General features: G+C 64.0%; 24 protein-coding genes. 14 read left to right on the top strand and 10 right to left on the bottom strand.

The genetic code is table 11. The features are described 5' to 3' along the window. Window positions 1–10: 10 nt before the first annotated feature. Entirely contained in the window at window positions 11–1,903 is a 1,893-nt protein-coding gene (locus AC56PL_RS00480; protein ID WP_497152721.1) for a sensor histidine kinase, read from the top strand. 138 nt (window positions 1,904–2,041) lie between these two features. Continuing rightward, window positions 2,042–2,863, top strand: a complete 822-nt coding sequence (locus AC56PL_RS00475; protein WP_497152720.1) for an alpha/beta fold hydrolase — start codon at window positions 2,042–2,044, stop codon at window positions 2,861–2,863. 91 nt (window positions 2,864–2,954) lie between these two features. Here the strand turns inward: AC56PL_RS00475 and AC56PL_RS00470 are convergent, their stop codons facing one another. The 3 genes from AC56PL_RS00470 to AC56PL_RS00460 form a co-directional block, all read right to left on the bottom strand. Further along, a complete protein-coding gene (locus AC56PL_RS00470) occupies window positions 2,955–3,875 on the bottom strand; it encodes a cation diffusion facilitator family transporter (RefSeq protein WP_497152719.1) in 921 nt (306 codons plus the stop codon). Between the two features lie 86 nt (window positions 3,876–3,961). Then, window positions 3,962–5,128, bottom strand: a complete 1,167-nt coding sequence (locus AC56PL_RS00465; protein WP_497152718.1) for an FUSC family protein — start codon at window positions 5,126–5,128, stop codon at window positions 3,962–3,964. Continuing rightward, on the bottom strand, window positions 5,091–5,507 hold the full coding sequence (locus tag AC56PL_RS00460; RefSeq protein WP_482135924.1) for a DUF3151 domain-containing protein: 417 nt from the start codon (window positions 5,505–5,507) through the stop codon (window positions 5,091–5,093). The genes AC56PL_RS00465 and AC56PL_RS00460 overlap by 38 nt, the downstream gene beginning before the upstream one ends. A gap of 164 nt (window positions 5,508–5,671) precedes the next feature. Here AC56PL_RS00460 and AC56PL_RS00455 point away from each other — a divergent pair, with 164 nt between their 5' ends. Further along, window positions 5,672–7,234 carry an Rv0361 family membrane protein gene (locus AC56PL_RS00455; RefSeq protein WP_497152717.1) on the top strand — a complete coding sequence of 521 codons (1,563 nt, stop codon included), beginning with the start codon at window positions 5,672–5,674 and terminating at the stop codon, window positions 7,232–7,234. A 53-nt stretch (window positions 7,235–7,287) separates the two neighbouring features. Next, a complete protein-coding gene (locus tag AC56PL_RS00450; protein WP_497152716.1) occupies window positions 7,288–7,893 on the top strand; it encodes a hypothetical protein in 606 nt (201 codons plus the stop codon). A 28-nt stretch (window positions 7,894–7,921) separates the two neighbouring features. Here AC56PL_RS00450 and fbaA read toward each other — a convergent pair whose 3' ends face one another. Then, window positions 7,922–8,959, bottom strand: a complete 1,038-nt coding sequence (fbaA, locus tag AC56PL_RS00445) for a class II fructose-bisphosphate aldolase (protein ID WP_495514478.1) — start codon at window positions 8,957–8,959, stop codon at window positions 7,922–7,924. A gap of 123 nt (window positions 8,960–9,082) precedes the next feature. Between fbaA and AC56PL_RS00440 the strand changes: the two genes are divergently transcribed. Continuing rightward, window positions 9,083–9,811 carry a VTT domain-containing protein gene (locus AC56PL_RS00440; RefSeq protein WP_495514477.1) on the top strand — a complete coding sequence of 243 codons (729 nt, stop codon included), beginning with the start codon at window positions 9,083–9,085 and terminating at the stop codon, window positions 9,809–9,811. Between the two features lie 157 nt (window positions 9,812–9,968). Here AC56PL_RS00440 and AC56PL_RS00435 read toward each other — a convergent pair whose 3' ends face one another. After that, on the bottom strand, window positions 9,969–11,771 hold the full coding sequence (locus AC56PL_RS00435) for an alpha/beta hydrolase (protein ID WP_497152715.1): 1,803 nt from the start codon (window positions 11,769–11,771) through the stop codon (window positions 9,969–9,971). Window positions 11,772–12,025: 254 nt separating this feature from the next. Between AC56PL_RS00435 and AC56PL_RS00430 the strand changes: the two genes are divergently transcribed. The 8 genes from AC56PL_RS00430 (at window position 12,026) to AC56PL_RS00395 (ending at window position 20,627) form a co-directional block, all read left to right on the top strand. Continuing rightward, window positions 12,026–12,433 carry a hypothetical protein gene (locus AC56PL_RS00430; RefSeq protein WP_497152714.1) on the top strand — a complete coding sequence of 136 codons (408 nt, stop codon included), beginning with the start codon at window positions 12,026–12,028 and terminating at the stop codon, window positions 12,431–12,433. A 5-nt stretch (window positions 12,434–12,438) separates the two neighbouring features. Continuing rightward, window positions 12,439–13,722: a metal-dependent hydrolase family protein gene (locus AC56PL_RS00425; RefSeq protein ID WP_497152713.1), complete on the top strand. Its 1,284-nt coding sequence runs from the start codon at window positions 12,439–12,441 to the stop codon at window positions 13,720–13,722. Between the two features lie 128 nt (window positions 13,723–13,850). Continuing rightward, the gene (locus AC56PL_RS00420) at window positions 13,851–14,543 is read left to right on the top strand and encodes an ATP-binding cassette domain-containing protein (protein ID WP_497152712.1); all 693 of its coding nucleotides are present in this window, start codon (window positions 13,851–13,853) and stop codon (window positions 14,541–14,543) included. Between the two features lies 1 nt (window position 14,544). Beyond that, window positions 14,545–16,506, top strand: coding sequence for a YhgE/Pip family protein (locus AC56PL_RS00415; protein ID WP_497152711.1), 1,962 nt, complete (start codon window positions 14,545–14,547; stop codon window positions 16,504–16,506). 70 nt (window positions 16,507–16,576) lie between these two features. Beyond that, window positions 16,577–17,986, top strand: a complete 1,410-nt coding sequence (gad, locus tag AC56PL_RS00410) for a glutamate decarboxylase (protein WP_497152710.1) — start codon at window positions 16,577–16,579, stop codon at window positions 17,984–17,986. 106 nt (window positions 17,987–18,092) lie between these two features. Further along, window positions 18,093–18,794 (top strand): hypothetical protein, encoded by a 702-nt coding sequence (locus AC56PL_RS00405; RefSeq protein WP_497152709.1) that lies wholly within the window; start codon window positions 18,093–18,095, stop codon window positions 18,792–18,794. Further along, window positions 18,791–19,810: a helix-turn-helix domain-containing protein gene (locus AC56PL_RS00400; protein WP_495514469.1), complete on the top strand. Its 1,020-nt coding sequence runs from the start codon at window positions 18,791–18,793 to the stop codon at window positions 19,808–19,810. The genes AC56PL_RS00405 and AC56PL_RS00400 overlap by 4 nt, the downstream gene beginning before the upstream one ends. Before the next feature lies 1 nt (window position 19,811). Beyond that, entirely contained in the window at window positions 19,812–20,627 is an 816-nt protein-coding gene (locus AC56PL_RS00395; protein ID WP_497152708.1) for a tyrosine-protein phosphatase, read from the top strand. 88 nt (window positions 20,628–20,715) lie between these two features. On the opposite strand, the gene AC56PL_RS00390 is transcribed toward AC56PL_RS00395, so the two are convergent. The 5 genes from AC56PL_RS00390 to AC56PL_RS00370 form a co-directional block, all read right to left on the bottom strand. After that, window positions 20,716–21,375 carry a TrmH family RNA methyltransferase gene (locus tag AC56PL_RS00390; protein WP_497152707.1) on the bottom strand — a complete coding sequence of 220 codons (660 nt, stop codon included), beginning with the start codon at window positions 21,373–21,375 and terminating at the stop codon, window positions 20,716–20,718. Beyond that, window positions 21,376–21,942 (bottom strand): orotate phosphoribosyltransferase, encoded by a 567-nt coding sequence (gene pyrE / locus AC56PL_RS00385; protein WP_495514466.1) that lies wholly within the window; start codon window positions 21,940–21,942, stop codon window positions 21,376–21,378. It lies immediately after the preceding gene. Further along, window positions 21,935–22,858 carry a TtfA family protein gene (locus AC56PL_RS00380; protein ID WP_497152706.1) on the bottom strand — a complete coding sequence of 308 codons (924 nt, stop codon included), beginning with the start codon at window positions 22,856–22,858 and terminating at the stop codon, window positions 21,935–21,937. The genes pyrE and AC56PL_RS00380 overlap by 8 nt, the downstream gene beginning before the upstream one ends. Window positions 22,859–22,952: 94 nt before the next feature. Beyond that, window positions 22,953–23,429, bottom strand: a complete 477-nt coding sequence (locus AC56PL_RS00375) for a hypothetical protein (protein ID WP_495514464.1) — start codon at window positions 23,427–23,429, stop codon at window positions 22,953–22,955. A 122-nt stretch (window positions 23,430–23,551) separates the two neighbouring features. Next, window positions 23,552–24,568, bottom strand: coding sequence for a D-2-hydroxyacid dehydrogenase (locus AC56PL_RS00370; RefSeq protein WP_497152705.1), 1,017 nt, complete (start codon window positions 24,566–24,568; stop codon window positions 23,552–23,554). An 87-nt stretch (window positions 24,569–24,655) separates the two neighbouring features. Here AC56PL_RS00370 and AC56PL_RS00365 point away from each other — a divergent pair, with 87 nt between their 5' ends. Next, on the top strand, window positions 24,656–25,918 hold the full coding sequence (locus tag AC56PL_RS00365) for an aspartate aminotransferase family protein (RefSeq protein ID WP_497152704.1): 1,263 nt from the start codon (window positions 24,656–24,658) through the stop codon (window positions 25,916–25,918). The last annotated feature ends 7 nt before the right edge of the window (window positions 25,919–25,925 follow it).

Here is a 25,925-nt window from a genome sequence, read left to right as displayed (position 1 = left end):
ACTGTTCAGCGTGGCAGAAGACGTCGGCCGAAACATTCCCGCTAGCCGGAACATCGACCACGGATCACAGTGGGATCGGATCGCAGCCCTGGTGTTGCGTCCCACCGCGCCACCGCTGGGCTGGGGCATTGCCACCGCGGTCATCTTCATCGCAGTTGAGGTGGCCGTTGTACACCTCCTCAAACAGCTCGCGCCGGAGAATGCGTTCGGCGCGGTGTTCCTGTTCGGTGTCCTCGTGGTGTCCGCGCGGTGGGGATTCGGGCTCGCCGTGGTCACGTCGGTCGCCAGCACTGTCGCGTACGCGTGGTTCCACGCCAGTGAGAGCACAGAGAGCATGGGTCCGGCGGTCGTGGTGTTCCTGGTCTTGGCGTTGCTCACCAATTTACTTGTCGGACAGTCTCGTCTGCGTGCACTCGAGTCCGATCAGCGCCGAAGGGAAGCCGATCTGTCCGCAGCGCTGGCTCGGACGGTGTTGCGGGCAGCGGATCTCCCGCAGGCATTGACCGCCGCCGGCGCGCGGCTGACCGACGTACTCGAGCTTCCGCCACCCGGAGCTGTCATCACCACCGACGAAGAACCGAGTACCTCGACGCAGCGGCACATTGCGCTGCGCGACGACGAGCGCCCGATCGGGTCACTGCTCGTGCCCGCCGATCTCGCTGCCGCCGATCTGCTGCGGATACGGCGGATGGTTCCTGGCCTGGAGGCCCTGTTGGCCGCTGCCCAGGATCGTGAGGTCCTCTACGAGCGGACGGTCGCACTGGGCCGACAGCAGGCGGCGCTTCGCCGGGTCGCCACCCTCGTTGCCTCGCGGACGAAACCGGAGGACGTGTACGCGGCAGTCGCCGACGAACTCGCCGACGAACTCGGCGCCGAATACGTGTCCATCGTCGGTTTCACCGGGGATGGATACTGCCTGGTCCTCGCCGCACGCGACAGTGGTGCCGCTGATCCAGGCGCCGACCTGACCGTCGGCGAACGACTCGAACTCGGCGGGAACAACATCTCCACAAGGGTCCTCGCGTCTGGCGACATCGAGGTGACCGACTACGCAGAGGCCACCGGCCCCATCGCCGCACGCCTTCATGCGCGCGGCATCAGTTCGGGCATCGGTGTACCGATCACCGTGGAGGGCAGGACCTGGGGTGCGATCGTCATCGGGGTTCGCGAGCGTGCTCCGATCGCGGACATCCGTATGCGCCTCAACGATTTCGCAGAACTGGTGGCCACAGCGGTCTACAACGACGAGTCACGCTCCGCGCTCACCCGCTCCCGGGCGCGCGTCATCGCGGCGGCCGATCAGGCGCGACGCGCGATCGAGCGGGATCTGCACGACGGCGCCCAGCAAAGGATCGTGTCACTCGGACTCCAATTGCGCAGCACCCAGGCCGCGATCCCGCACGACCGGCCCGATCTCCGAAGTCGTCTGGACGACATAGTCGACACCCTGTCCCTGGTCCACACAGATCTGCAAGAGCTCTCTCGCGGCATTCATCCGGCGATCCTGTCGCGAGGTGGCCTCGGTCCGGCGCTGAAGACACTTGCCCGCCGTTCGGCAGTACCGGTGTCACTGACCGTCCGAATCGACGGACGCCTGCCCGACACCGTCGAAGTCGCCGCGTACTACGTCGTCGCGGAGGCGCTGACCAACACCGCGAAGTACGCGCAGGCATCCGGGGTCGAGGTCATCGCGATGGTCGACGACGAGACCCTGGACCTGATGGTGACCGACGACGGATCCGGAAATGCGCAGCCCGACAACGGTTCTGGACTTGTCGGCCTACGCGACCGCATCGAGGCCGTGAACGGTGTCTTCACGGTGTCAAGCCCAGCGGGTATCGGCACCACGCTGACCGCCCGAATCCCGGTACCGGGCAGGGTTCAGCCCGCGACTACCGGCTAGCAGGTACATGTCCACACCGGCCAGCACCCTGCGGAGTTGGGCGCCAGCAGCGACGACATCACCACCACGATCGACCAACATTGGTTTCACGAAAGAAGAAAGAAAGAAGTAAAAGGAACACCAACCAAGGAGGACACCATGCCGTACATCACCACCACCGACGGAACCGAGATCTACTACACCGAACAAGGCACCGGACAGCCGGTTCTGCTCAGCCATGGCTGGCCGCTGTCGTCCGACGCCTGGCAGGTCGAGATCAAGCTGTTCGCCGACGCCGGATATCGCACGATCGCACACGATCGCCGGGGTCACGGCCGCTCGTCGAAAACCGGAACCGGCAACGACTTGGACACCTACGCAAAGGATCTGGCGGAGTTGGTCGAGGCGCTGGACCTCACCGACCTGATCCTCGTCGGGCACTCGACGGGTGGCGGCGAGGTCGTCCGGTACGCCGCACAGCACGGAAAAGGCCGGGTCGCCAAGGTCATCACCGCAGGCGCGATCCCTCCGCTCATGGTGCAAACCCCAGACAACCCCGAGGGCACACCGATCGAGGTCTTCGACGGCATCCGCGAGGGACTCCTGAACGACCGATCGCAGTTCTACCAGGATCTGAGCGCGACCTTCTTCGGCGCCAACCGCGAGGGTTCGAAAGTGTCGCAGGGTGCCAAGGACGACTTCTGGCGCCAGAGCATGCTGGCGAATCTCACCGCTGCGTATGACTGTGTCAAGGCGTTCTCCGAGACCGATCAGACGGAAGACCTCAAAGCCATCGACGTACCGATGCTGATCGCCCATGGCGCCGACGATCAAATCGTGCCGATCGTCGCTGCGGCCGAGAAGTCGATCAAGCTGGTCCGCAACGGCACGCTGAAGGTGTACCCGGGTGCCCCGCACGGCATCTACGGCGACTACCAAAAAGTCCTGGACGCCGACATCCTCGACTTCATCAAAAAATAGCCCCCACCCGATCCCGATACTGTGCCCTTTTGGCGAACGAAACCCCGGGTGGGGCTGGCCAAGAGGGCACTATCGGCGGTTGGCGGCGGGCTTACCAGGTGATCTTCTTGTGGCAGTTCTCCTGCATGCCTGCCGGGTCGACCTGGATGGTGGCGTGATCGAGTCCGTGGGCCTCGAGCACCTCACGGGCCGCGAGCAGCACCGCCGCATTGTCGGACGTGGCGGTCAGGTGCACCGTCGCCACATCCATGCCGGTGGTCAGGGTCCACACATGCAGGTCGTGAACGTCGGTGACCCCGTCGATGCCGACGAGTTCGCACCGGATCTTGTCCACGTCCACGTGTTGCGGGGCCTGCTGCGCCAAGATCCTCAGGGCGTCGAGGGCCAGCCGGATGGCACGCGGCGCCACCCACAAGGCGATCAATACGGCGATGACGAGGTCGGCATAAGGCCAATTCGTGGTCATGGTGACGACGCCGGCGATCAGGACACCCACCGATCCGACGGCGTCTGCGAGTACCTCCATGTACGCCCCGCGCACCGCGATGCTCCCCTTGGAGTCGGTGCGCAGCAACAGCATCACAACGATGTTGGCGGCCAAACCGATCAGGGCGACGATCACCAGCGTGAGCCCCGGGACGTCGGGGTCGGTGCCAATGCGCTCGATGGCCTCGTACAGGACGTAGACCGCGACACCCATCAACAGGATCGCGTTGGCGATGGCGGTGAACACCTCGGCGCGATGCCAGCCGAACGTCTTCACATCGTCGGTCGCGCCGTGCCGGGCGAGCAGCAACGCGCCGAGCCCCATCAACATCGCCACCACGTCGGTCAGCATGTGGCCCGCGTCTGCGATCAGCGCCAGCGAGTTCACCATGACGCCGACGGTGATCTCCAGGACGAAGAAGACCGAGATGATGATGGCGCCGACCATCATGGGCCACAGTCTGCGGTGCTCCCCCGTCGCGGCGGGTGAATGACTGTGTCCGGCATGGCTGTGCGAGTGACCCACCAGCGCCCTCTCGGTTAGACAGATACGGCCTGATTCAGCCGGATCCCAATATATGCACGTTTATGCATGTGTTGCAAGGGTGCGGCTCACCGCAACGTCGCAATCGCCGAAACCCGCGACAGCCCGCAAACCATCAACAGGTCGACCACTGTCGACCTGACCTGCGCCAGGATCACGGTCTCCGTGAGACCGCTGTCGGCAACCAGGCTCTTGCCCGCCCGCCGCGCGATACTACGCAGCACCCGTGCGCCCTCCGCTTCGTCGGGCTGGTGACCCGGATCGGCCAGCATCACGTCGTTGATGACGTAAAAAGCGTGCCCGAGTTGCGAAACCAATTCGATGACCTCGGGCTGGATGCGTTCGGAGTTCTCGACGGCCGCAGCAGCACGGCGCGCCAACACCCGGACATTGCGGACCGCGTTGTCGAGCGGATCGGCCACCGCGGCCACCCGCTCGAACCGTGAATGATTTGCCCAGTGCAGCGGCGAGATCCGGCTGATCTCCTTGCCGCCGGAAAGGTCTGACCGCATCGCATCGATACCCGACTGTGTGCTGCGAGCAAGATGAAGCGCCGCCCGGGCCCGATCCTGATCCATCCGGCGCAGACTTCCCGCAACGTCGAGCAGGACATCGGCCATCGTGGACAGGACATCGGCGGCATCACGCCGGGCGCGCAGCACCGGATGCGTCGGTATGAGCGCGATGACCACGAGCGCGACGACACCCCCGGTGAACGCATCGATCATGCGGTTGAAGCCTTCGATCCCGCCGGGCGGCAGCAGCGTCGCGACGAGCACCGCCGAGCTGGCCGCCTGCATGGGAACCAGCGGCCCCTTGTCGAGAAGGATCGCCGACGTCATCGCGATCACCACCACCACCATGATCTGCCAGGTGCCGGATCCGATCACCGCGATGATGAGGTCACCGACGGCCACGCCCACGGTGACGCCGAATGTCACCTCGAGCGCACGGCGCCATCGCCTGCCCACCGAGAGACCGAGGGATATCACCGCGGCAATCGGCGCGAAAAAGGGTTGCTTGTGCCCGAAGACCTCGGTTGCGATCAACCACGCCAGGCCCGCGCCCACCGCACATTGCAGGACCGGCACGATGGCCACCTGCAGGCGATGTAGCGGCTCACGAAGGCGGGCGGGGATCCGCTCACGATCGATCGGGATGCGGTCGATCAGGCGGCGACCCCGCCGACCGGCAGAGTCAGGCGAGCCCGAGCTCGCCGGCGGCAGCGGGGTCACTTTCGTTGAGCAGGTCGAGGCAACGGAGGTATTCGTCTTCCTCACCGATCGTCTGCGCGGCCCGGGCCAGAACCCCGACACAACGCAGGAATCCCTGGTTGGGCTCGTGGCGCCACGGCACCGGACCGAAACCCTTCCAGCCATGGCGGCGGAGTTGATCGAGTCCGCGGTGGTAGCCGGTCCGCGCGTAGGCGTACGCGGTGATGGTCGCGCCCTCGTTCATGGCCGCTTCCGCCAGGTAGGCCCAGGCGATCGAAGCGGTGGGATGGGCTGCTGCGACGGCGGCTGGATCGGCACCGTTCAACAGGTCCGATTCTGCCTCGTCATCACCGGTCAACAGGGTGGGCTGGGGGCCGAGAAGATCTCCGAACGACGTCATCGCTACATTGTCGCAGCTCTGCCCGACAACCGGTCGACCCGTCCACCTGCCCGTCGGTTCGATAGGGTGAGCCGAACGCCGCGCGGGGGGTATCTCGATATCGAGTTGTCCACCCGCTTCTGCGCGCTGAAATCAGTTGTCGGTCTAGGGACAGGGCTGGGTGGATGTCACATCCTGACGATGAGGGTAATTCGTTTGTGAACCGGACGTTTTCGACGTTCCGTAAGCGTCGCGAGGAGAAGTACGGACAGGCAGCTCAGACGCCTGCCGCGCCGCAGAACCGTCTCGACCGCAGGCCGGAGCGCGCCGACCAGGCGACACCTGACCAGACTGCATCAGATCAGACCCCCGTTGCGCGGGCCACCGGGTCGACCGACGGTCCTTCGAACGACACAGCGGCCGACAACACCGGCACCGGCCACATCGCGGCCGACGCCGCCGGGATGACACGGCCGATCGCCACACCCGCCGCAACGCAGACCGAGGCACCCCAGCCTGAGGCGTCCCAGACTGAGGCCCCCGAAGCCGTGGCCCCCGAAACGACCGACGCCGAGCCGGAAGCACCCGAGGCGATAACCGAGGTCGACGTATCCGAGACCGAGATATCCGAGGTCGAGGCACCCGAAGACGCAGAAGCGGCAGACGACGGCGAACCGCACGATGAGGCCACTGCGTCCGTGGCCGGTGCATCCGGGGCCGAGGTGCCCGAACCTGAGACCGAAGCACCCGAGGCCGAAGTACCCGAAGCCGAGGCAGCCGGAGTTGAGGCACCCGAGGTCGAAGCACCCCAGGCGGCGACAACTGAGGTCGAGGCAACTGAGGTCGAGGCATCCGAGCCCGCAGCACCCGAGGTCGAGGCATCCGAGCCCGCAGCATCCGAAGTCGAGGCATTCGAGCCCGAGAGTGCGGAGCCGGTGGTCGAAACGCCGGACAACACCTTTGTTGCCGAACCGGCCACCGAGGTGCGCGAATCGACCCCGCCCCCACCTGTCGACTTCAGCAACGCGGAGACCACCCGTTTCGCTGCGGTGCCCCCGACTCCGGCCTCCGCGGTCGAACCGGCCGGATCCCCTGCCGACGACAACGAAACCGAGCGGATCAACACCGGCTCGGAAGCAGCAACCGAACGGATCAACATCGGAAAGGTCGCGCCGCCACCTGCGGCCACACGTCCGGCCACCCCGTCATCACCCGCCGGAAACTGGAAAGCCGAACCTGCTGCGCCGCAATATATTCCAGCCGGGGGCGGCAACCCACAGAAGCGACCGCCCGAGAACAAAAACCCCAAGAAGTCCCGCAAGGGTCTGTGGGCATCACTCGTTGCACTGGTCGCGATCGTCGCAGCCGTTGTCGTGGTGATCGCCCTGGTGGCAGGCAACAGTGAAGACTCGGTAGCCCCCGCCGATGTCGCGGCCGACCGCGCGCTCGAATACGTGACCGCGTTGCGCGACGGCAACATCGTTGTACTTCGTTCCATCACCTGTGGTGAGGCCCAGGAACGCTTCACCGCGATGTCCGATCAGGAGTTCGCGGAAGATCATCGGCTCCAGCAGGCCGACAACGAGCTCGTTGGTGTCGACGGGGTCAAGGCCTCGAAGATCATCGACGACGGCAACGCTGCGGTGGTCGAAGTGATCGCCTACAAGACCGCAACGCCCAACGAAAAGTTGGATGTGGCATTGACGCTGAGCAAGATCGACGGTGAATGGAAGGTCTGCAAGGACTGATCGCTCGATGAACGCCTGCATTTCTTCCGTTCCATGCCGCTAGGCTTCGTCAGGTGCCCTCATCGCAAGATCGGTCATCCCTGAATACGCCCGCCGAAGACCGTGTGGTGAACGCACCAGCCACTGACGTCGGATCGGTCCCGCAGTCAGGCCTGTCGGACTGGTCCGCAGTGGACAATTCTCGCGCCACCACCGCCCCGGTGCCCACTGCGCGACATCACGCGCCGCCACACACGCCGCGTTGGGCGCCGGCGCCGACTGCCCAGTTCAACCAGGCATCGGCTGCGTCATCTCGCCCAGGCACCTATACGCCACCTGCCGCCTACTCGGCGACGCCTTATCCCGCCCAGCCCGGTCACACCCAACCCGGTCACACCCGGACCAGTCCCCCGCCTGTCTATTCGCAGGCTCACCCGGGTCGGCCATATTCGCCCGAGTCCTATCGCGGTCACCGTCCGCCCCAGCCGTATCCGGCAGGTCAACGGGGTCCGGTGCAGCAGGGCCCGCAATCGGCCTATCGGCAGACAGAGGTCGATTCCAGCGGGATTCGCATGACAACGACGCAACGACCGCACCGCCGGGTTGATACCTCGGTCTTGTGTGCGGCCGCTGCGTTGATCTTGCTGGCGCTGGCAGTCCTCGTCGGACTGATGCTCTGAGCGTCGGACTGATGCTCTACAGCTGCTATCAGCCCAGGATCGACTTGCCCGTCGACTTGAGGTCGTTGCAGGCCTCGACGACGCGCTCGCTCATCGACGCTTCTGCCTTCTTCAGGTAGTTGCGCGGGTCGTAGAACTTCTTGTTGCCGACCTCGCCATCGACCTTCAGTACGCCGGCGTAGTTCTCGAACATGTGTCCGGCGATCGGCCGGGTGAACGCGTACTGGGTGTCGGTGTCGACGTTCATCTTGATGACGCCGTAGCTCAGTGACTCTTCGATCTCGCTTTTGAGCGAGCCCGATCCGCCGTGGAAGACGAAGTCGAAGGGCTTGGAGCCCTCGGGCAGACCCAGCTTCTTGACGGCCACTTCCTGGCCGGTCTTGAGGACCTCGGGACGCAGCTTGACGTTGCCCGGCTTGTAGACGCCGTGCACGTTGCCGAACGTTGCGGCCAGCAGGTAACGGCTACCGGTGTCGCCGGCACCGAGTGCCTCGATGGTGGCCTCGAAGTCTTCGGCGGTGGTGAACAGTTTGTCGTTGATCTCGTTCTCGACACCGTCTTCTTCGCCACCGACGACGCCGATCTCGATCTCGAGCACGATCTTCGCGGCTGCGGCCTTGGCCAGCAATTCCTTGGCGATCTCGAGGTTCTCGTCGAGCGGCACCGCACTGCCGTCCCACATGTGCGACTGGAACAGCGGGTTCTTGCCTGCGTCGACGCGGGCCTGCGAGATCTCGATCAGCGGGCGGACGTAGGTGTCGAGCTTGTCCTTGGGGCAGTGATCGGTGTGCAGTGCGACCAGCACGTTGTACTTCTCGGCAACAACGTGGGCGAACTCGGCCAGCGCCACCGCACCGGTGACCATGTCCTTGATGCCCAGGCCCGACCCGAACTCGGCACCACCGGTCGAGAACTGGATGATTCCGTCGCTACCGGCGTCGGCGAATCCCTTGATCGCGGCGTTGATGCTGTTCGACGAGGTGCAGTTGATGGCCGGGAATGCAAACCCACCTTCTTTGGCCGCATCGAGCATCTGTGCATATTGTTCGGGGGTTGCAATGGGCATATGTCCTCCAGCAGCAGGTTTCGTGGTTGTCTCTGAACAAGTATGGCAAGTCCACATCTGCGGCGCGCCTCCCGGACCGCCAGATTGAGGCGCAATGGTCATCACCCGGTACCCTTGGCTTCTGTGATCGAGACTCTTCTTGCCCAGACCACCACTGAAGTGGCCTTGTTGCCTGGGTTCCTGGACCCGATCAACCTCCTCAACTCGTTCGGAACATGGATGTTGGGCGGCCTGCTGCTCGTCGTGTTCATCGAGTCGGGGCTGCTGTTCCCGCTGCTGCCCGGTGACTCCCTACTCTTCACCGCCGGCCTGATCGTGGCCGCGAAATCCGATGAGATCGAGCCGTTCGCCCCGCTCTGGGTCCTGTTGGTGACCATCCCGATCGCGGCGTTCCTCGGCGACCAGGTCGGATACTTCCTCGGCAACCGCTTCGGCTATTCGCTCTTCAAGCCCGATGCCCGGATCCTGAAGAAGAAGTACATCGACGAGGCCCACGAGTTCTTCGAGAAGCATGGCCCCATCACGATCTTCCTGGCCCGCTTCGTCCCCATCGTGCGCACCTTCGCACCACTGGTCGCCGGTGCCGCGAAGATGCGCTACCGGACGTTCCTCGTCTACAACGTCATCGGCGCGATCGTCTGGGGTGCGGGTGTGACCCTGCTCGGCTTCTGGCTCGGGCAGATCGGTTTCATCCAGGACAACATCGACTACATCTTCCTGATCATCGTGTTCGTCTCGGTGCTGCCGATCCTCAGCGAGCTGTACAAGCGCTGGCGCAGGCGTGACTCCGACGAAGCGATGGTCGACCCGGTTCAAAAGGCACCCACCGAGGCCTCCGATACGGCCGGCTAGCTCCGACACCGGCCGGCCAGACCCCGACCCTTACCGGCTCTCAGCCCGATACCGCCCATGCTCGTCCCCTTCCCGAGGTGGACGAGCATGGGCGGTGTCCGTTGAACCCGGTGGTGTCAAACGCCTGCAAACGCGTGGCCTTCGACGACTGTGGGAATCAGTTTTCATCCAGGGCCGCATAGACACGATCAGAGAGTTCCTGATTGTTCAGGTCGAGTATCTGATTCCAGAAGAACACCGCCCCCGGCCCATACGAATGCCCGTGACCGTAGGGCACCTCGGCGGCGAACACCATGTCGAGGGTGACCTGCCAGAACGAGACGAACGGGATCCACGTCATACCCTTGTCGATGTCGTCGCCGCGTGGTTCATCGAGCCAGTCCGGTTTGCTACGAAGAAGTTTCGATGACCACCAGACGATCGGGTCGCTCGCATGCTGCCAGTAGACGACCCGCGGGCTCTCCCACTCGCCCATCCCCGGCTCGTAGAGATCCTCAGGCGAGGACGCAAACCGGACGTTCTCGCCCCCGTAGATCACCGGCAGGATCTCCCGGCTGCCGGGATCACGCGAATCGGTGATCCGTCGCCATTGCTCGGTGAAGTTGGGGGTTCCAACGAACAATGCACCATCGGTCCTGGAGATCATGTCCTGTGCGCCGGAGAAGGCATCCTGCGAACCGTAGGAACCCAACGATTCTCCGAATACCAGGAGCTTGGGACGATCGTCTTCCGGAAAAGAACTCCAACGCTCGTAGACCGCTTCGAACAACGCCCGTCCGGCCAAACGAGGCGTTTCCCTGTCCGCGAGAAATGCCAGCGGACTCGGGAGGAACGAATACTGCATGGCCGCAATCGCAGAGTCTCCACCGGCGAGGTATTCCAGAGATGCCGCGACATTCTGGTTGACCCAGCCTCGGCCGGTGGTGGTGACCACGGCGAGATACTGACGACTGAAGGCGTCGGTGCGGTCGAGTTCGGCAACGACGCTGTCGGCCAGCGCGTTCACCGTCGCCTCACCCTCTTCGAATCCGTCGTCGTCCACCGACGCCCGACCGGCGTACACCCGGATCGGCTCCTGCGCCGGTTGCCCGGTCAACTCTGCGATCTGTTGCTGACGCGGGCCGCCCGCCACAAATGTGCGGCCCTCGCGGCCCAGCGAGTCCCAACTCTCCACCGATCCCGGGGACCCCGAACGCTCCGGCTCCGTCGGTTGGACCACGCCCTCGGCAGTTCCTTCATCGGCGACCATGGCAGATCCGTTGGCGACCCGGGCCACCCCGGTCGTCACCAAACCGTCCACTGCAAGCAAGAACACCACCGCGACCACCAGGACGCTGGCGCCGATCGCAACCGGGGTCGGGAGGAATCGGTCGATCAATCGATAGAAGAGCCTCGACAGTGCTCGAAGCCCACGTCCCAGGTACAGGCAGACGAAAAACACCACAACACCTACGGCGAACACCCCGAGGTAGTCCCAGCTACTCCCGGGTTCGATCCCGACCAGTTCACGTGTGATGTCCTGCCACCACGAGCCAAGGACAAGAAAGAGCGGCAACACGATCACTGCCGCGAGCGCGATCGCATACCAGCCGAACCGCCGCCATGTCCTCGGCCACTCACGGGTCAACCCGCATTTACGGCATACCCAAACAAACAGAACACCGATGCCGTAACCGATCGCGGTGCTGATGCCGGTCGCGACCGCCTGCAGAACCCACGTACGGGGTAGCAGCGAGGGCGACATCGACCAGGCGTAGAAGAAGAGGCCGAACACCAATCCGACCGGCTCGAACTTGCTGAGCCACTGACGGATTCGGTGGAACCTGGGCTTCTGCGGTTCATCAGCGGCCGGTATGTCGGCCGGTTCTGTACCGACCGGACCATCGCCTGGCAGTTCGTTGTCGGGGCTCTGATCGTCGGGCGACTGCTCGGTGGACAACTGGTCGGGGATCTGGCTCATCTCGGCCCTTCTCAAGAGACACCCCTGTTTGGATGAACTCCCTTGCCGAACCGCGGTTGTGCCAAACGAACACAACCCGGATCGACGTGGGACCGACCATCAGGGCGTCGACGATTCGAAGTATTTCAAACCAGACTCAAAGAATCAGTGGGGATCAGGTGCGTGCGAGCCAATGAACGTGTCCCAACACTCCCAGATGACGGGCCGAAGACGCAATGGGCGCAAGCGGACGGCGGCATCGCCACGTTGATTCTGTGCCAACAACACGTTCTCTCGGCGCAGACCCGACCGTCGTCGCCGGGAGCGTGATCGCACCAAAAAGAATGTTCACTTGCCGGCCCGAATGCGTATCTATATTGCAATTCACGCCGTCCAGCGATCCGGATACCACAGAAACGAAACCAAATCTCGATAAAGCAAAAACGTGCCAGATCGGGCGATATCGTGCCGCCGCAGGCGGGCTGCTTTACCTTTTTCTACAGACGTTGTCCCAGCAATCACCTCCGATCGAGATCCGTCAAGAAACGGCCTTCGACCACGCGATTCGCAAGGCTGGGCCAACGACTGACACCTGGATCCGAAGGGATGATTTCGTGCCAAGTTCAATCAATTCGAAACAAACTCAGCTCTTGGACATTTCGGACAAAGCTGAGCTAGATTGACATCCATGTCCAGCCAAGGGCCTGCCAGCGAGCGGCTTATCATAAGAAATGTACGGGTCTTCGACGGTCACTCGGACCGTCTCGTAGAAAATGCCGATGTATTAATAGACGGGCCGCATATTTCCGCGGTATCGACGTCTCCCATCGCAGATGACCCGAGCAGGCCCACCAAGGTCATCGACGGTGGCGGACGGTTCCTCATGCCCGGCTTGACCGACGCTCACGTCCACTTGATGGGCAATGCGAACGGCTACCTCGACTTTGTGGCCGGCCCGACCGGTCTACTGTTCGCCAACACTCTTTCCGAAGCCAAACGAATGTTGCTGCGCGGCTTCACGACAGTCCGCGACATGGGCGGCGATCTGGCACCGGTCAAGACCGTCATCGATCGCGGAGACTTCGCAGGCCCCCGCATCTACCCGAGCCAGGCGATGATCTCGCAGACCTCCGGCCATGCCGACTTCGCCTTTGTCTACGAGACACCGCCGGTCTTCGGCGGTACCGAAAGTCGCACGGATTCAATTGGATTCACCCGCACCGCAGACGGTGTCGACCGCGTGCTCGCCGCTGTTCGCGAGCAGCTCCGCAAGGGTGCCTCGCAGATCAAATTGACCATCGGTGGCGGCGCCGCATCGATGTACGACCCCCTCTACACCCTGCAGTTCACACCGGAAGAGATCCGCGCTGCCGTCAGGGCAGCCGAAGACTACGGCACGTACGTCGCAACCCACGTCTACACCGTGCCCGGGATCAAGCGGGCCATCGACGCCGGTGTCCGCTCCATCGAGCACGGACATCTTGCCGACGAGTCCACCGTGGCTCTCATCGGCGAGAAGGGCTTGTGGCTCTCGATGCAGCCGTTCGCCGAGGCCGACCATCACTATCCCGATCCCGACCGCGCCGAGAAGAATCGGCAGATCTGTCACGGTACCGACGACGTGTACGCCTGGGCCAAGAAGTACGGCGTCAAGGTGGCATTTGGCACCGATCTGCTTCTCGAGCCGCAGTCAGCACCTCTGCAGAGCGTGATGGCCACCCGTCTCGGCGACCACTACTCGAATCTCGAATCACTGCGGATGCTCACCTCCGGAAACGCCGATCTGTTCGAGATGTCCGGCGAGCGCAACCCTTACGGATCCGCGAAACTCGGGGTCATCGAAAAGGGTTCGTGGGCCGACCTCCTGCTGGTCGAGGGCAACCCGCTCGAAGACCTCTCGGTTCTGTCCGATCCGGAGAAGAACTTCAGCCTCATCATCAAGAGCGGCGAAATCTTCAAGAACACGCTCTGAACATCACGGCCCTGGCAACACAACTGCATTGACGATGGACTCCGCGCCTGCGAATTCGCCGGTGCGGAGTCGCCAGTTCCCATGAAAGGCATTGCGATGGCACAGCTCTATCCAGAGGGCGGTTCCTGGTGACACTGATCGTGGCCGAGAGCATCGGCGTACGCGCTTCGTGGGGCCACATCTACGGTCCCGTCAGCTTTCGTGTCGCCGAAGGCGGTGTCACGATCCTGTCCGGGCCGGGCGGGCGGGGACGGACTGCCCTGTTGCTCACCCTCGCCGGGCGGATGAAGCCCACCTCCGGACACCTGACCGCCTTTGGTCTCACCGACGCCGCCGGCCACCTGTTCGATCAGGCCGCGATCGCCAACATCGACGAGGTCGATGGTATCGAACAGACCATTCGGGTCAGTGACGTTGTGACAGAGCAGATCCGGTGGACCGCGCCGTGGTATCGGTGGGTCCGGCAATCACGAACCGAGGACCTCGAGCGGATCTGCGCCCCGGTGTTCGGCCCGTACCCACTCCCCCCGATGGAAGCCTATGTCGAAGAGCTTCCCGAACTGACCGCTGCACTGTTCAGGATTGCCGTTGCGAACATCGGCAGGCCTCCGTTGCTGGTGGTCGGCGGAGTCGACAAGCTCGCCCGGGTCGAGAACACCGACAAGCTCCTCGACCGTCTGATCGTTCTGGGCACCGGCCAGACCATCATCACCGCCGACATCAACGCCGTGACGCCCGAACGTGGTGTCCGCGAAGTGATTGCGGTCCACAACCTCACCGACGACGAGTTCGTAGGCCTCGACACCGCAGATCGGACCTGACATGTTTGCCGCCTTCTCACCGGGAAGCGATTTCAAACGCTATTACCGCGGCCGGATGCCGCGGCTCGCGCTGGCAGTCATCGTCCTGATGCCCCTGCTCTATGGCGCCATGTATCTGTGGGCGTTCTGGAATCCCTTTGCCGCAGCGGACAAGATCCCGGTCGCACTGGTCAACGCCGACCGGGGCGCAACCGTGCAGGGCGAGCCCCTGAAGGCAGGCGATCAGGTGGTCCAAGGTCTGATCGACTCCAAACAGCTGGATCTGCACGAGGTCTCGGCAGAAGAGGCCGCGGACGGCGTCGCGCACGGAAAGTACTATTTCTCGATCACGCTGCCCGAGGACTTCAGCGAATCTATCGCCTCACCGACCGGCACCGATCCCACGTCGGCCGAACTGATCTTCACCTACAACGATGCCAACAACTACCTGGCCACGGTCATCGGCCAGGACGCCGCACAGCAGGTGGTCAACCAGGTCAGCGCACAAGTGGGCGCACAGACGTTCAGCATCGTCCTCAACGAGGCCGGTCCGCTCGAGGACAAGGTCAGGCAGGCCGCCGACGGCGCGGACGAACTCAGTTCCGGATTGGTCACCGCCAACACCGGGGCCCAGGAACTGGCCACGAACCTGGTGACCGCCAAAGACGGTGGTGCGCAGCTGGCCACGGCGATCGACGAAGTTACCGGTGCGCTGACCAGCGCGACGGACCCGTTGATCGCAGCACTGGCAAACACCGGTACCGGCCTCAGTGCCGGCGAGGTCAGCGCCACCGCCGATCGCCTGAGCACCAATTCGGCGGCGATCGCCGACCAGCTGGCAGGCACGACGAACAACCAGTCGCAGGCCGGCCGGGTGCTGGACTCCGTTGTGTCGCAGATGCAGTCGAGCCCAGATCCGGTGATGCAGCGTCTGGCCGCGACGCTGGTCCAGGCACAGGGACTCCTGGTCGCCGAAGGTGCAGGGACAGGGACTGACAGCACATTGACGCAGGTCCGCAACGACGCGCAGATCCTGTCGGCCGAACTCGGCAATCCGTCGAGCCCGGTCCGGCTCGGGATGACGCTCATCGAGAACGGCGGCGCCCAGAGTGACCTCCTCGCCGTTCGTGCTGCTGCGGGCGAACTCAGTTCCGGTGCAGATCAATTGAGTAGCGGTCTGGTCCAACTCAGCGATGGCGCCAATCAACTCGCAGCGGGCACCGCCGCGTTGTCGGCGGGTGCAGCGGAGCTGGCGTCGGGTCTCGATGAAGGCGTGAAGGCACTGCCGTCGTGGACCGATCAGCAGAAGAAGGACATCGCCGCAACGCTGTCGAACCCGGTGGCGCTCAAAGAGCAGTACACCAACGAGGCGCCCACCTTCGGAACCGGTTTCGCACCGTTTTTCATGTCGCTGGCCCTGTTCGTCGGCGGCATCATCACCTGGATGCTGCTGACACCGTTGCAGTCCCGTCCGATCGCCCAGGGCTTGTCGTCACTCCGCGTCGTCCTGGCCTCGTACGCCCCCGCGTTCGCCGTCGGCTTCGCCCAGGCTGCCGTGCTGTACACGGTGGTCACCTTTGGTGTCGGACTCGACGCCAAGTACCCGGTCGCCACCTTCGGGTTCCTCTTGCTGGTCGTCGCGACATTCCTGGCGATCATCCAGATGTTCAACGCCGTATTGGGAACCGCGGTGGGACGTGTTGCCACCCTGGCCTTCCTGATGCTGCAGCTGGTCTCGGCCGGCGGCATCTATCCGGTACCCACCACCGCCAAACCCTTCCAGTACATCCACCATTTCGACCCGATGACCTACACCGTCAACGGATTGCGACAGCTGACGGTCGGCGGCGTCGACTACCGCTTGTGGGTGGCCATAGCCGTACTCGCAGGTATCACCGTGACCTGCCTGGCCCTGTCGTCGCTGGCTGCAAGACGGAACCGGCAATACACCATGGATCGCCTCTACCCACCGGTCGAGGTCTAGAGCGCGGTCAGCGCTGAACAACTCACGAAACACATTGCGAGCCCGAGCCCGGATCAGATCAGGAGAATCAATGGCACCCCAACAGCACACCAATGCACGCCAAACCACCAATATCGGTGACTCGTTGACACTCAACACGGTTTTCGTGCGACCCGGTGAGGCGACAGAGCTTCCGAAGTTCAAAATTCCCGAGGGGCAAAGCCTTCCGGAGACCGCGTACCAGATCGTGCATGACGAGGCCATGCTCGACGGTAACGCCAGGCTGAATCTGGCCACGTTCGTCAGTACGTGGATGGACGACGAGGCCAAGAAGCTGTACGCGGAAACTGTCGACAAGAACATGATCGACAAAGACGAGTACCCGCAGACGGCGGCCATCGAAGAACGCTGCTGGAAGATTCTGGGCGATCTCTGGCATGTGCCCGACGTCGACAGCTCCATCGGCACGTCCACCATCGGTTCCTCCGAGGCCTGCATGCTCGGCGGTCTCGCACTCAAGCGGCACTGGCAGCACCGCCGCAAGGCCGCGGGTGAGTCCACCGAATCCCCGAACATCGTTCTGTCGACCGCTGTTCAGGTCTGTTGGGAGAAGTTCTGTAACTACTTCGAGGTCGAGCCCCGCTGGGTTCCCGTGAGCCCCGACCACATGGTGCTCGACGGTTACGAACTGGACAAGTACGTCGACGAGAACACCATCGGCGTGGTCGCGATCATGGGCCAGACCTACACCGGCTTGTACGAGCCGGTGGCTCAGATCGCCAAGGCGCTCGACGCGATCCAGGCCGATACCGGCCTGGATGTGAAGATCCACGTCGACGGCGCATCAGGTGCGATGATCGCCCCGTTCTGCCAGCCTGACCTGGAGTGGGATTTCCGTGTCGACCGCGTTGTCTCGATCAACACCTCCGGCCACAAGTTCGGCCTGGTGTACCCGGGCGTGGGCTGGATCGTGTGGCGGGACGCCGCGGCGCTTCCGGAGAGCATGATCTTCCACTGCTCCTACCTCGGCGGCAACATGCCGACACTGGCGCTGAACTTTTCGCGCCCCGGCGCTCAGGTCCTGCTCCAGTACTACATGTTCCTGCGTCTGGGCCGCGAAGGCTTCCGCCAGGTGCAGCAGGGATCCCTCGATGTGGCACAACATCTTTCCGCGATGATCGAAAAGATCGGTCCGTTCGAACTCGTCAGCAAGGGTGACACGATCCCGGTCTTCGCCTGGCGCCTGAAGGACGATCACTCCAAGAACTGGAATCTCTACGATCTCTCGGACCGACTCCGCATGAAGGGGTGGCTGGTTCCGGCATATCCGATGGCCGACGACATGGCGGACATGACCGTGCAACGCATTGTTGTCCGTGCCGGACTGAGCTACGACCTGGCCAACGCCCTCCTCCGTGACCTCGAGGGTGAGGTGGCCTTCCTCGACAGCCTCACCGCACCGATGCCGCGGGTGGGCGAAGGCTCACACTTCAGCCACTGATTTACCGCATGTCGGCCGGGAATTGTTGGATGACAACGGTTCCCGGCCGACTTCGCTGACCACCGAATTACCCGGAACCCCCTCGCGGAAAGGACGCCCTGGCGTCATGAGTACTGGTGTTGTGACACCCACCTGGCATCGGGTCGTGTTCACCCCGACACTGCAAAAGCAGTGCTGGGGCTTCATGATCGGCTCGTTCCTGTTCGCGTTGGGGTCTGCCCCCGGTTTCGGTTCCTGGGCCGGGGCATCTGCATCCAACATCTGCTACTTCGTTGGCGCCTGGTTCTTCACCGCCGCCGCACTGGTGCAGTTGCTGCGCAGTGGTGCAGTCACCACGCCGGTCTCCTATGGTTCGGGAACAATGGTCCGGGCCGAATGGCTCGCCGCCTCCACTCAATTCGTCGGCACCCTGATGTTCAACGTGAGCACCACCGCGGCACTGGACGCGCACTCGATACCGTCCCAGCGGGATCTGGTCTGGAGTCCCGACGCCGGCGGTTCCGTCTTCTTCCTCGTCAGTGGCTTTCTGCTCGTCGTGGCCTTCACCCACACCGACACGTTCTGGAAGCCGAGCAGCAGCGACTGGTGGTCCACACAGGTGAACCTGCTGGGATGCATCGCCTTCGGGGTCTCCGCGGTCGGCGCATACATCACCACGTCCGGGGTCACCGTGGACACCACAATCGCGAACTGGGGCACCTTCATCGGTGCGCTGTGCTTCCTGATCGCGTCGGCGCTGGTGCTTCCGCGCCGGAACCGACTTTCGGCAGCTGCGTTCGGGACAGATCAATCCAGGAGTATGCGATGACGCAGACCTCTGCGGGCGAACCCGTTGTCCACCGCGGCTTACCGACCCAGATGATCACCGATTGGGAGCGACGGATCGGAATCGACCCCGGAGTCGCGGCCAGACCGAATGAGATCCGGCTCAAAGGTCGCGAAGGTATCCCGTACTACGGACAGCACGTTCGGTTGAACATCGACGACCCCGACGACTTCGATTCGGTGATGTATGTCCGGCAACTGTCCACGATGGGTACCTTCTGCTCGCTGCACACCCCTTTCCGGGTCGAACGCACCGAAGCCCTCATCCGCGAGCAACCGTCGGAGGATCTTGTCGTCGGGGTTCACACGCTGCGCGGCAACGCTTCCGTCAAGCAGGGCACCCGCGATTACGCTTACCGGCCAGGTCAATTGGTGATCATCAGCAATGCCGCACCGTACGTCGAACGCACGGATTCCATCGCTGACCCCGCAGGACTGGTGATACCACTCGACCTGCTCGGAGTGCAGCGCCAGACCGCCGAGTTCGCCCGCAGGCCGGTCGCATCTCATACGTTGCTCTCCCGGGCGACCGCAGCCTTCATCCGCCAGTTCGCCTACGACACCGCCGCCGGTGTGGCAACCGAACCCGACGCCGAGACCGAGCACGCAGCGATCGAACTGGTCCGTGCCGCACTGGCACAACTCAATTACGACAGCTATCAGCTCAACGACAACACACTCTTTGTCCGCCAGGCCGCGATCGATCTGGTTGAACGCAACCACTGTGACGCCGATTTCACGCCTGACTCGATAGCCAGGGCATTGCACATCAGTCGTCGTCAGCTCTATCGTCATTTCGAGGACTCCGACGACTCGCTGGCCGCCATCATCGCCGAGCGCAGAGCTCAAACCGCTCGAGAGATGCTGTTGAGCAACCGTTTGTTGTCGATCGGCGAGGTCGCGGCGGCCTCCGGATTCCCGTCGGTGGCAACCATGCGTAACCAATTCCGCTCGCGTTTCGGTCTCAGTCCGAACGAGCTACGCATGAAGGAGTTGTGAAATGGACAATGTGACAGCAGGACATCCCTACGCCGTGGCAGGTGTGCCCAATCTGCGTGATCTCGGGGGCTGGGAGACCGGTGACGGTGGCCGGGTCCGCGGATCAACCGTCTACCGCTCCACCGAGTTGTACCGGCTCGGCGAGAGCGGCCGGGAAACTTTCGATCGACTCGGGATCAAGACCGTCTACGACCTGCGGACCGCGGCAGAGCGAAGCGCCGCACCCGACCCCGGGCTGGACGGCGTCAACGACCTGCCACTGGACGTCCTCGCCGATTCGGCGACGGCCCTACCCGCGAACCTCGGCAAGGTCTTTACCGATCCCGACTCTGTCGCCCAGCTCAGCTCGGCGCTCGGCGGTGGTCGAGGGACCGACATGATGACCGGGACATATCGTCAGATCATCACGCTACCAAGTGCTTTGGCAGCCTATAAGACCCTTTTCACCGGCCTGGCGGGGGCGCAGCCAGGACCTTCACTGTTCCATTGCACGACGGGCAAGGACCGGACCGGCTGGGCTGCGGCGGCGTTGCTCTCGCTACTCGGCGTCGATGAGGCCGACGTCTACCGCGACTACCTGCTCACCAATGACCAGCTGCTGCCTGCGCTCCATCCGATATTTGCCGGGTTCGAGGCCGCAGGCGGCGACCCGTCTGTACTGCAGCCGGTCCTCGGAGTCGAAAAGGTCTATCTAGATACCGCATTCGAGCAGATGCGCGGCGAGTTCGGCGATATCGAGGGCTACTTCACAAAGGGGTTGGGTCTCGACGGATCGAACCTGAATTCACTCCGGGCCAACCTCATCGAATCACCCTGAAAACTGTCAAATAACACGGCGCCGAGGGCTATTTACCCTCGGCACCACGGTATTCGCCATTTTTCAGGGTCAGCTCCCGGTGGCGGGTTCACCAGGCCTGATCCAGATCGGCGTGCCTGCTGATCCACGCATGCATGGCAATGCCGGCCGCGACACCGGCATTGATGGATCGGGTCGATCCGAACTGCGCAATCGACACGGTCAGGTCGGCCTGCTCCTGCGCGTCGGGGCTCACACCGGGACCTTCCTGGCCGAACAGCAGCACGCATTCGCGCGGAAGATCCGCGGTCTCCACCGGGACCGAGCCCGGGGTGTTGTCCACCGCGACCACAGAGAGCTGGTTCTCCCGAGCCCAGACCATCAGGTCGTGGACCGATTCATGGTGAAACACATGCTGATAGCGGTCGGTCACCATCGCGCCCCGCCGGTTCCACCGGCGGCGCCCGACGATGTGGACGGCTTGCGCCATGAAGGCGTTGGCGGTGCGGACCACGGTGCCGATGTTGCCGTCGTGGCCGAAGTTCTCGATGGCCACGTGAAACGGATGGCGCCGCGTGTCGAGGTCGGCGACGATCGCTTCCCGCGTCCAGTAGCGGTACGCGTCAACCACATTGCGGCGATCACCGGTGGCGAGCAGTTCCGGATCGTAGCGCGGATCGGTGGGTGGCTCGGTGCCGTATTCGTCGGTCCAGGGACCTACGCCGACGGCCGGTTCACCCCACTCTGTCGGGCCGGCTTCCTGTTCCACTCAGGCCAGGCCGATGTCGCTCAGACCGAGCAGCGACCGGTATTCGACGCCTTCGGCCGCGATGACCGCGTCGGCGCCGGTGTTGCGGTCGACAACGGTGGCCACACCCACCACGATCGCTCCGGCATCACGCAGCGCGCGCACGGCGGCCAGCGGCGAGTTACCGGTGGTGGTGGTGTCCTCGACAACCAGCACCCGCTGCCCGACGATGTCGGGGCCTTCGATCTGCCGTTGCATGCCATGGGCTTTGGCCGCCTTGCGGACCACAAATGAATTGATCGGACGACCGGGGGCATGCATGATCGCGGTGGCCACCGGATCCGCGCCCAGGGTCAGACCGCCGGCCGCGACGTAGTCCCAGTCGGAGGTCAGCTCACGCAGGAGCGCGCCGATGAGCGCGGAGGCCTCATGGTGCAACGTCGCGCGACGCAGATCGACGTAGTAGTCGGCTTCGGCACCCGACGACAACGTCACCTTGCCGTGGACCACTGCCAACTCTTTGACCAGTTCGGCCAACCGGAGGAGTCCACCGGCGGGAACGATCTCAGGGGCTACAGGGTCAGTCAACGGGTCCTCCAGGTCTGCGGGGGGTGGTACCGGGCGAACCCGGCTGGCGAGGGATCGGGCCCGATTGGCGGATCGGCGGGAGCGGACTGCGACCGGCGGGATCGCTGCTGCGCGGGGGCACCGACGGCCGGCGGATCGGCTCGGCGTCGCGGGCCTGGGATCGGTCGTCGGGTCCGGACGGACGGCCCGATGCCCGCGGCGGGAGGTCTTCGCGACGAATGCTCTCGGTGCGCGGTTCGGCGAGACCGCGGCGCGATCGCCCGGTCGGACTGGACGGATCACGCGGGTCAGGTGCACCCTGCGGATCAACGATCGGAGGCAGGACCCGCAGCAGGTCGGTGAACCGGCGCACTGTCTCCAGGGCGGTGTCGAGACGCTCGGGATCGTTGGTGATCGGCATCGAACCCAACGACCAGGCGCCTTCGTTCCACAGGATCTCGATGTAGTCGGGCGCGTTGGTTGCCAGTGTCACCATGCGACGGTCGCAGACCCGCCGAGCCACCTCGAGATTGCTCGAGAACATCACCCGCTTGCCCATCGCACCGAGCAGTTCGACGTCTGGTTCGCCCGGCGCCAGGGTCTTCTCGTGCCGCAGATCGATGATCACGCTGGACGCGGTCGTACGCCGGATCGCAACGATGGTGGCCGTCTCGGCGAGATCGAAGACCAGAGTCTTTTCGCCGTAGTAGGTCCCCTCGGCGACATCCTCGACCTCGAGGTGATCGGCGACGTTCATCCCGGCCCGGACGAACTCGTGTTTGAGGTCGGGATCGGTTGCGCGGTATGTGAACCCGTGTTGGTCGCCCCAGATCGCACGTTCCTGACGTACGCCGGTGACGCGCTTACGATCAAGCCACAGCAGTGCAACGGCACCGGCCAGCGCCACTGCGGCGATCAGGAAGTAGACGACAGTCATCACGGCTCAGCTTACCGTGGCACCCGCGATTGACCTGCGAACGGATCACCAATTGTTGTGGGCGTCCAGCGGTCGGCAGTGCGCCGCATTGTCGTCAGTTGTCGGGTACCGACGCCGACACCCGTCCGTCGACGATGAGGTCGACGGTGGTGGTGTCGTCACTCTTGACCACCCTGACCACCACCAGGTCGCCCTTCGCGAGGTCGGTCACCTCGCTGCCCTTCGCGGATTCGACGTGGGTGTCCGGGCTCAGGGTCAGTTGGTGCTTGCGTCCGTCCGGGGTGTGGACCGACAGGAACTCGTCGCTGATGCTGTCGATCGTGCAGAGCATGATCTTCGACCGCTCGGTCTTGAGTTCCTCGGGCAGCACGTCGGACTCGGCGCTGTCATCGGTCGAGTTCAATCCGGCCTGGCTCGGCGGAATGTAGGTGAACTCCGCCGAGGATTGCCCGGAGTCGTCGCGTTGCGCTCCCAGATGGACGCAATAGGCCAGCGCCACGCCGGCAACAGCCAGCCCGGCAACACACAACAACGTCACGACAATCGTCGAGCGCGGTCGGATTTCAGGCACGTGACCGAACATAGAAGCCCAGCCTGAGATCCATCTGTGAATAGGCACAACGTGGGCGAAACATGTCAGCCGGCCTGCGCGTACCCGGCCGCTTCCGGTCGACCCGGCGAGGCCCCGGCTCCTCAGCCGGCCCGTACATACCCGGCCGTCTTGTCTACCTCGTTGGTCGGTGACTGCCCCGCCGCATACCTGCGCAGATTGTCGAGGAACAGGTCGGCCAGCTCGTCGCGCCAGCCCACGACGTCCCCGCTCATGTGGGCCGAGACGTTCACGTTCTCCATCTCCCAGAGTGGGTTCGCCTCCGGTAGGGGTTCCACCTCGAACACGTCGAGCGACGCCGCCGCGAGACTCCCGGACCGCAGCGCATCGATGAGCGCACGTTCGTCGACGAGCTGACCCCGTCCGACGTTGATGAGGTGCGCGGTCGGCTTCATCGCCGCCAGCACTTCTGCGTCGATCAGCCCCGTGGTCTTCTCCGTCAACGGGGCGATGGTGATGACGTTGTCGAACCGTCCGATGTACCCGGCGAGGTCATCGGTGGCCAGGACCGTCCCGAAGTCCGGATCGTCGACGCGTCGGGTACGACCGGCTCCGGTCACCTGCAGCCCGGCGGCCCGCAGCAACCGGGCCACCGCCCGGCCGATCCCGCCGGTCCCGATCACCAGGGCACTGCGACCTGCGGTTCGGATGGTGTCGCGACGTTCCCACCGCTTCTCGTGCTGCAGCCGCTTTGACCGGTGGAACTGCTTGTCCTGGGCGATGATCGACCCCAGGACGAACTCGGCGATCGGCCCGTCGAAGACGCCATGGGCATTGGTGACCGTGACCTGCGACGACCGCAATTCGTCGAACAGCATCGCGTCGACGCCGGCGGCGCACACGTGCACCCATCGCAAGGCCTTCGCATGCGCCCAGTTCTCCCGAAGCGCCGCGGAGAAGAAATCCCAGAGCAGCAGGACATCGGCGCCCTGTCCATCCGCCAGTGCGGCCCCGAGGCTCGTGGTGGTGCACATACGCACTTCGGCGGCCTCGCGGATCTGCGCCAGATTCGCGGGTTCTTCCAGTCCCTCGCGGCTCAAGAGCGCAACTACCGGCCGGCCTGTTGTGTTCTGCCGGGTTGTGTTCTGACCAAGTCCCATGTGGCCACGTTAAGGCAGTGACCCAGCATCTTCGACCGCAACTGTCTAATTGTTGACAATCCTGCAATCTGGCGTCACGGTGTACGAATGAGCCCCACCAAGTTGAGCCCCGCTCTGAAACAAGCGACACCAGTCGTCGTCGACCATGCGCACGGGTCGTGGATTCACGGCACCGACGGCGTCGACTATCTCGACTTCACCACCGGTATCGGTGTCACGAGTACGGGCCACTGCCATCCGAAAGTGGTTGCTGCAGCGCAGGAACAGTGCGGCAAGATCATCCACGCGCAGTACACCACCGTGATGCACAAACCGCTGCTCGAACTCACCGAAAAGCTCGGTGAACATCTTCCGGTCGGCCTGGATTCGGTGTTCTACGCGAACTCCGGTTCCGAGGCCGTCGAAGCCGCTGTACGACTGGCGCGCATGGCCACCGGGCGCCCCAACATCGTGGTGTTCCAGGGCGGTTTTCACGGACGCACCGTCGCCGCGGCGACGCTGACCACCGCCGGCACCCGATTCTCCGCCGGCTTCTCACCGCTGATGGGCGGTGTCCACATGGCCCCGTTCCCGTACGCGTATCGCTACGGCTGGGACGAGCAGACCGCCGTAGATTTCGCACTCCGCGAACTCGACTACCTCTTCGCCTCCCGCGTCGCACCGAACGACACCGCCGCGTTCCTGATCGAGCCCGTACTCGGCGATGGCGGCTACCTGCCCACCCCGCAGGCATTCCTCACCGGGTTGCGCGAACGCGCAGACAAGTACGGCATCGTCTTCATCCTCGACGAGGTGCAGGCAGGAGTGGGACGGACCGGAAAGTTCTGGGGCCACCAGCACACCGACGGCCTGACCCCCGACATCCTGATCACCGCCAAGGGCCTCGCGTCCGGATTCCCGATCTCGGCCATCGCGGCCCCCGAGGCGCTGATGGCCAAGGCCTGGCCCGGATCGCAGGGCGGAACCTATGGCGGCAACGCGGTGGCCGCGGCCGCCGGGGTGGCCACTCTCGAGGTCATCGCCGAAGAAAACCTGGTCGACAACGCCCGGCTACGTGGCGACCAGATGCTGCAGGGGTTGAGCGAGCTCGCCCCGAAGTTCGGCGAGATCGGAAACGTCCGCGGGCTCGGGCTGATGGCCGGCGTCGAGTTCGTCGACGCGTCCGGTGCACCGAACGCCGCAGCCGCCGCAGCCGTGCAACAGGCCTGCATACCCGAGCGGTTGCTCACCCTGACCTGCGGCCCGATGGGCAACGTGGTCCGCCTCATCCCCGCGCTGGTGGTCACCGAAGACGAGATCGCCACCGGTTTGAACAGGTTCGAAGCCGCTCTGACCGCGACCCTTGGATAGTGGGGGT

The sequence above is a fragment of the Williamsia sp. Y721 genome, assembly GCF_059683565.1.
This window is presented reverse-complemented; position numbering and strand designations above follow the sequence as displayed.

Bases quoted from the DNA above. Each gene is read 5' to 3' on its own strand.
- AC56PL_RS00475 (WP_497152720.1), top strand. From the start codon at position 2,042: ATGCCGTACATCACCACCACCGACGGAACCGAGATCTACTACACCGAA.
- AC56PL_RS00460 (WP_482135924.1), bottom strand. From the start codon at position 5,507: ATGACGTCGTTCGGAGATCTTCTCGGCCCCCAGCCCACCCTGTTGACC.
- AC56PL_RS00455 (WP_497152717.1), top strand. From the start codon at position 5,672: ATGTCACATCCTGACGATGAGGGTAATTCGTTTGTGAACCGGACGTTT.
- fbaA (WP_495514478.1), bottom strand. From the start codon at position 8,959: ATGCCCATTGCAACCCCCGAACAATATGCACAGATGCTCGATGCGGCC.
- AC56PL_RS00435 (WP_497152715.1), bottom strand. From the start codon at position 11,771: ATGAGCCAGATCCCCGACCAGTTGTCCACCGAGCAGTCGCCCGACGAT.
- AC56PL_RS00425 (WP_497152713.1), top strand. From the start codon at position 12,439: ATGTCCAGCCAAGGGCCTGCCAGCGAGCGGCTTATCATAAGAAATGTA.
- AC56PL_RS00415 (WP_497152711.1), top strand. From the start codon at position 14,545: ATGTTTGCCGCCTTCTCACCGGGAAGCGATTTCAAACGCTATTACCGC.
- gad (WP_497152710.1), top strand. From the start codon at position 16,577: ATGGCACCCCAACAGCACACCAATGCACGCCAAACCACCAATATCGGT.
- AC56PL_RS00405 (WP_497152709.1), top strand. From the start codon at position 18,093: ATGAGTACTGGTGTTGTGACACCCACCTGGCATCGGGTCGTGTTCACC.
- AC56PL_RS00400 (WP_495514469.1), top strand. From the start codon at position 18,791: ATGACGCAGACCTCTGCGGGCGAACCCGTTGTCCACCGCGGCTTACCG.
- AC56PL_RS00395 (WP_497152708.1), top strand. From the start codon at position 19,812: ATGGACAATGTGACAGCAGGACATCCCTACGCCGTGGCAGGTGTGCCC.
- AC56PL_RS00380 (WP_497152706.1), bottom strand. From the start codon at position 22,858: ATGACTGTCGTCTACTTCCTGATCGCCGCAGTGGCGCTGGCCGGTGCC.
- AC56PL_RS00370 (WP_497152705.1), bottom strand. From the start codon at position 24,568: ATGGGACTTGGTCAGAACACAACCCGGCAGAACACAACAGGCCGGCCG.
- AC56PL_RS00365 (WP_497152704.1), top strand. From the start codon at position 24,656: ATGAGCCCCACCAAGTTGAGCCCCGCTCTGAAACAAGCGACACCAGTC.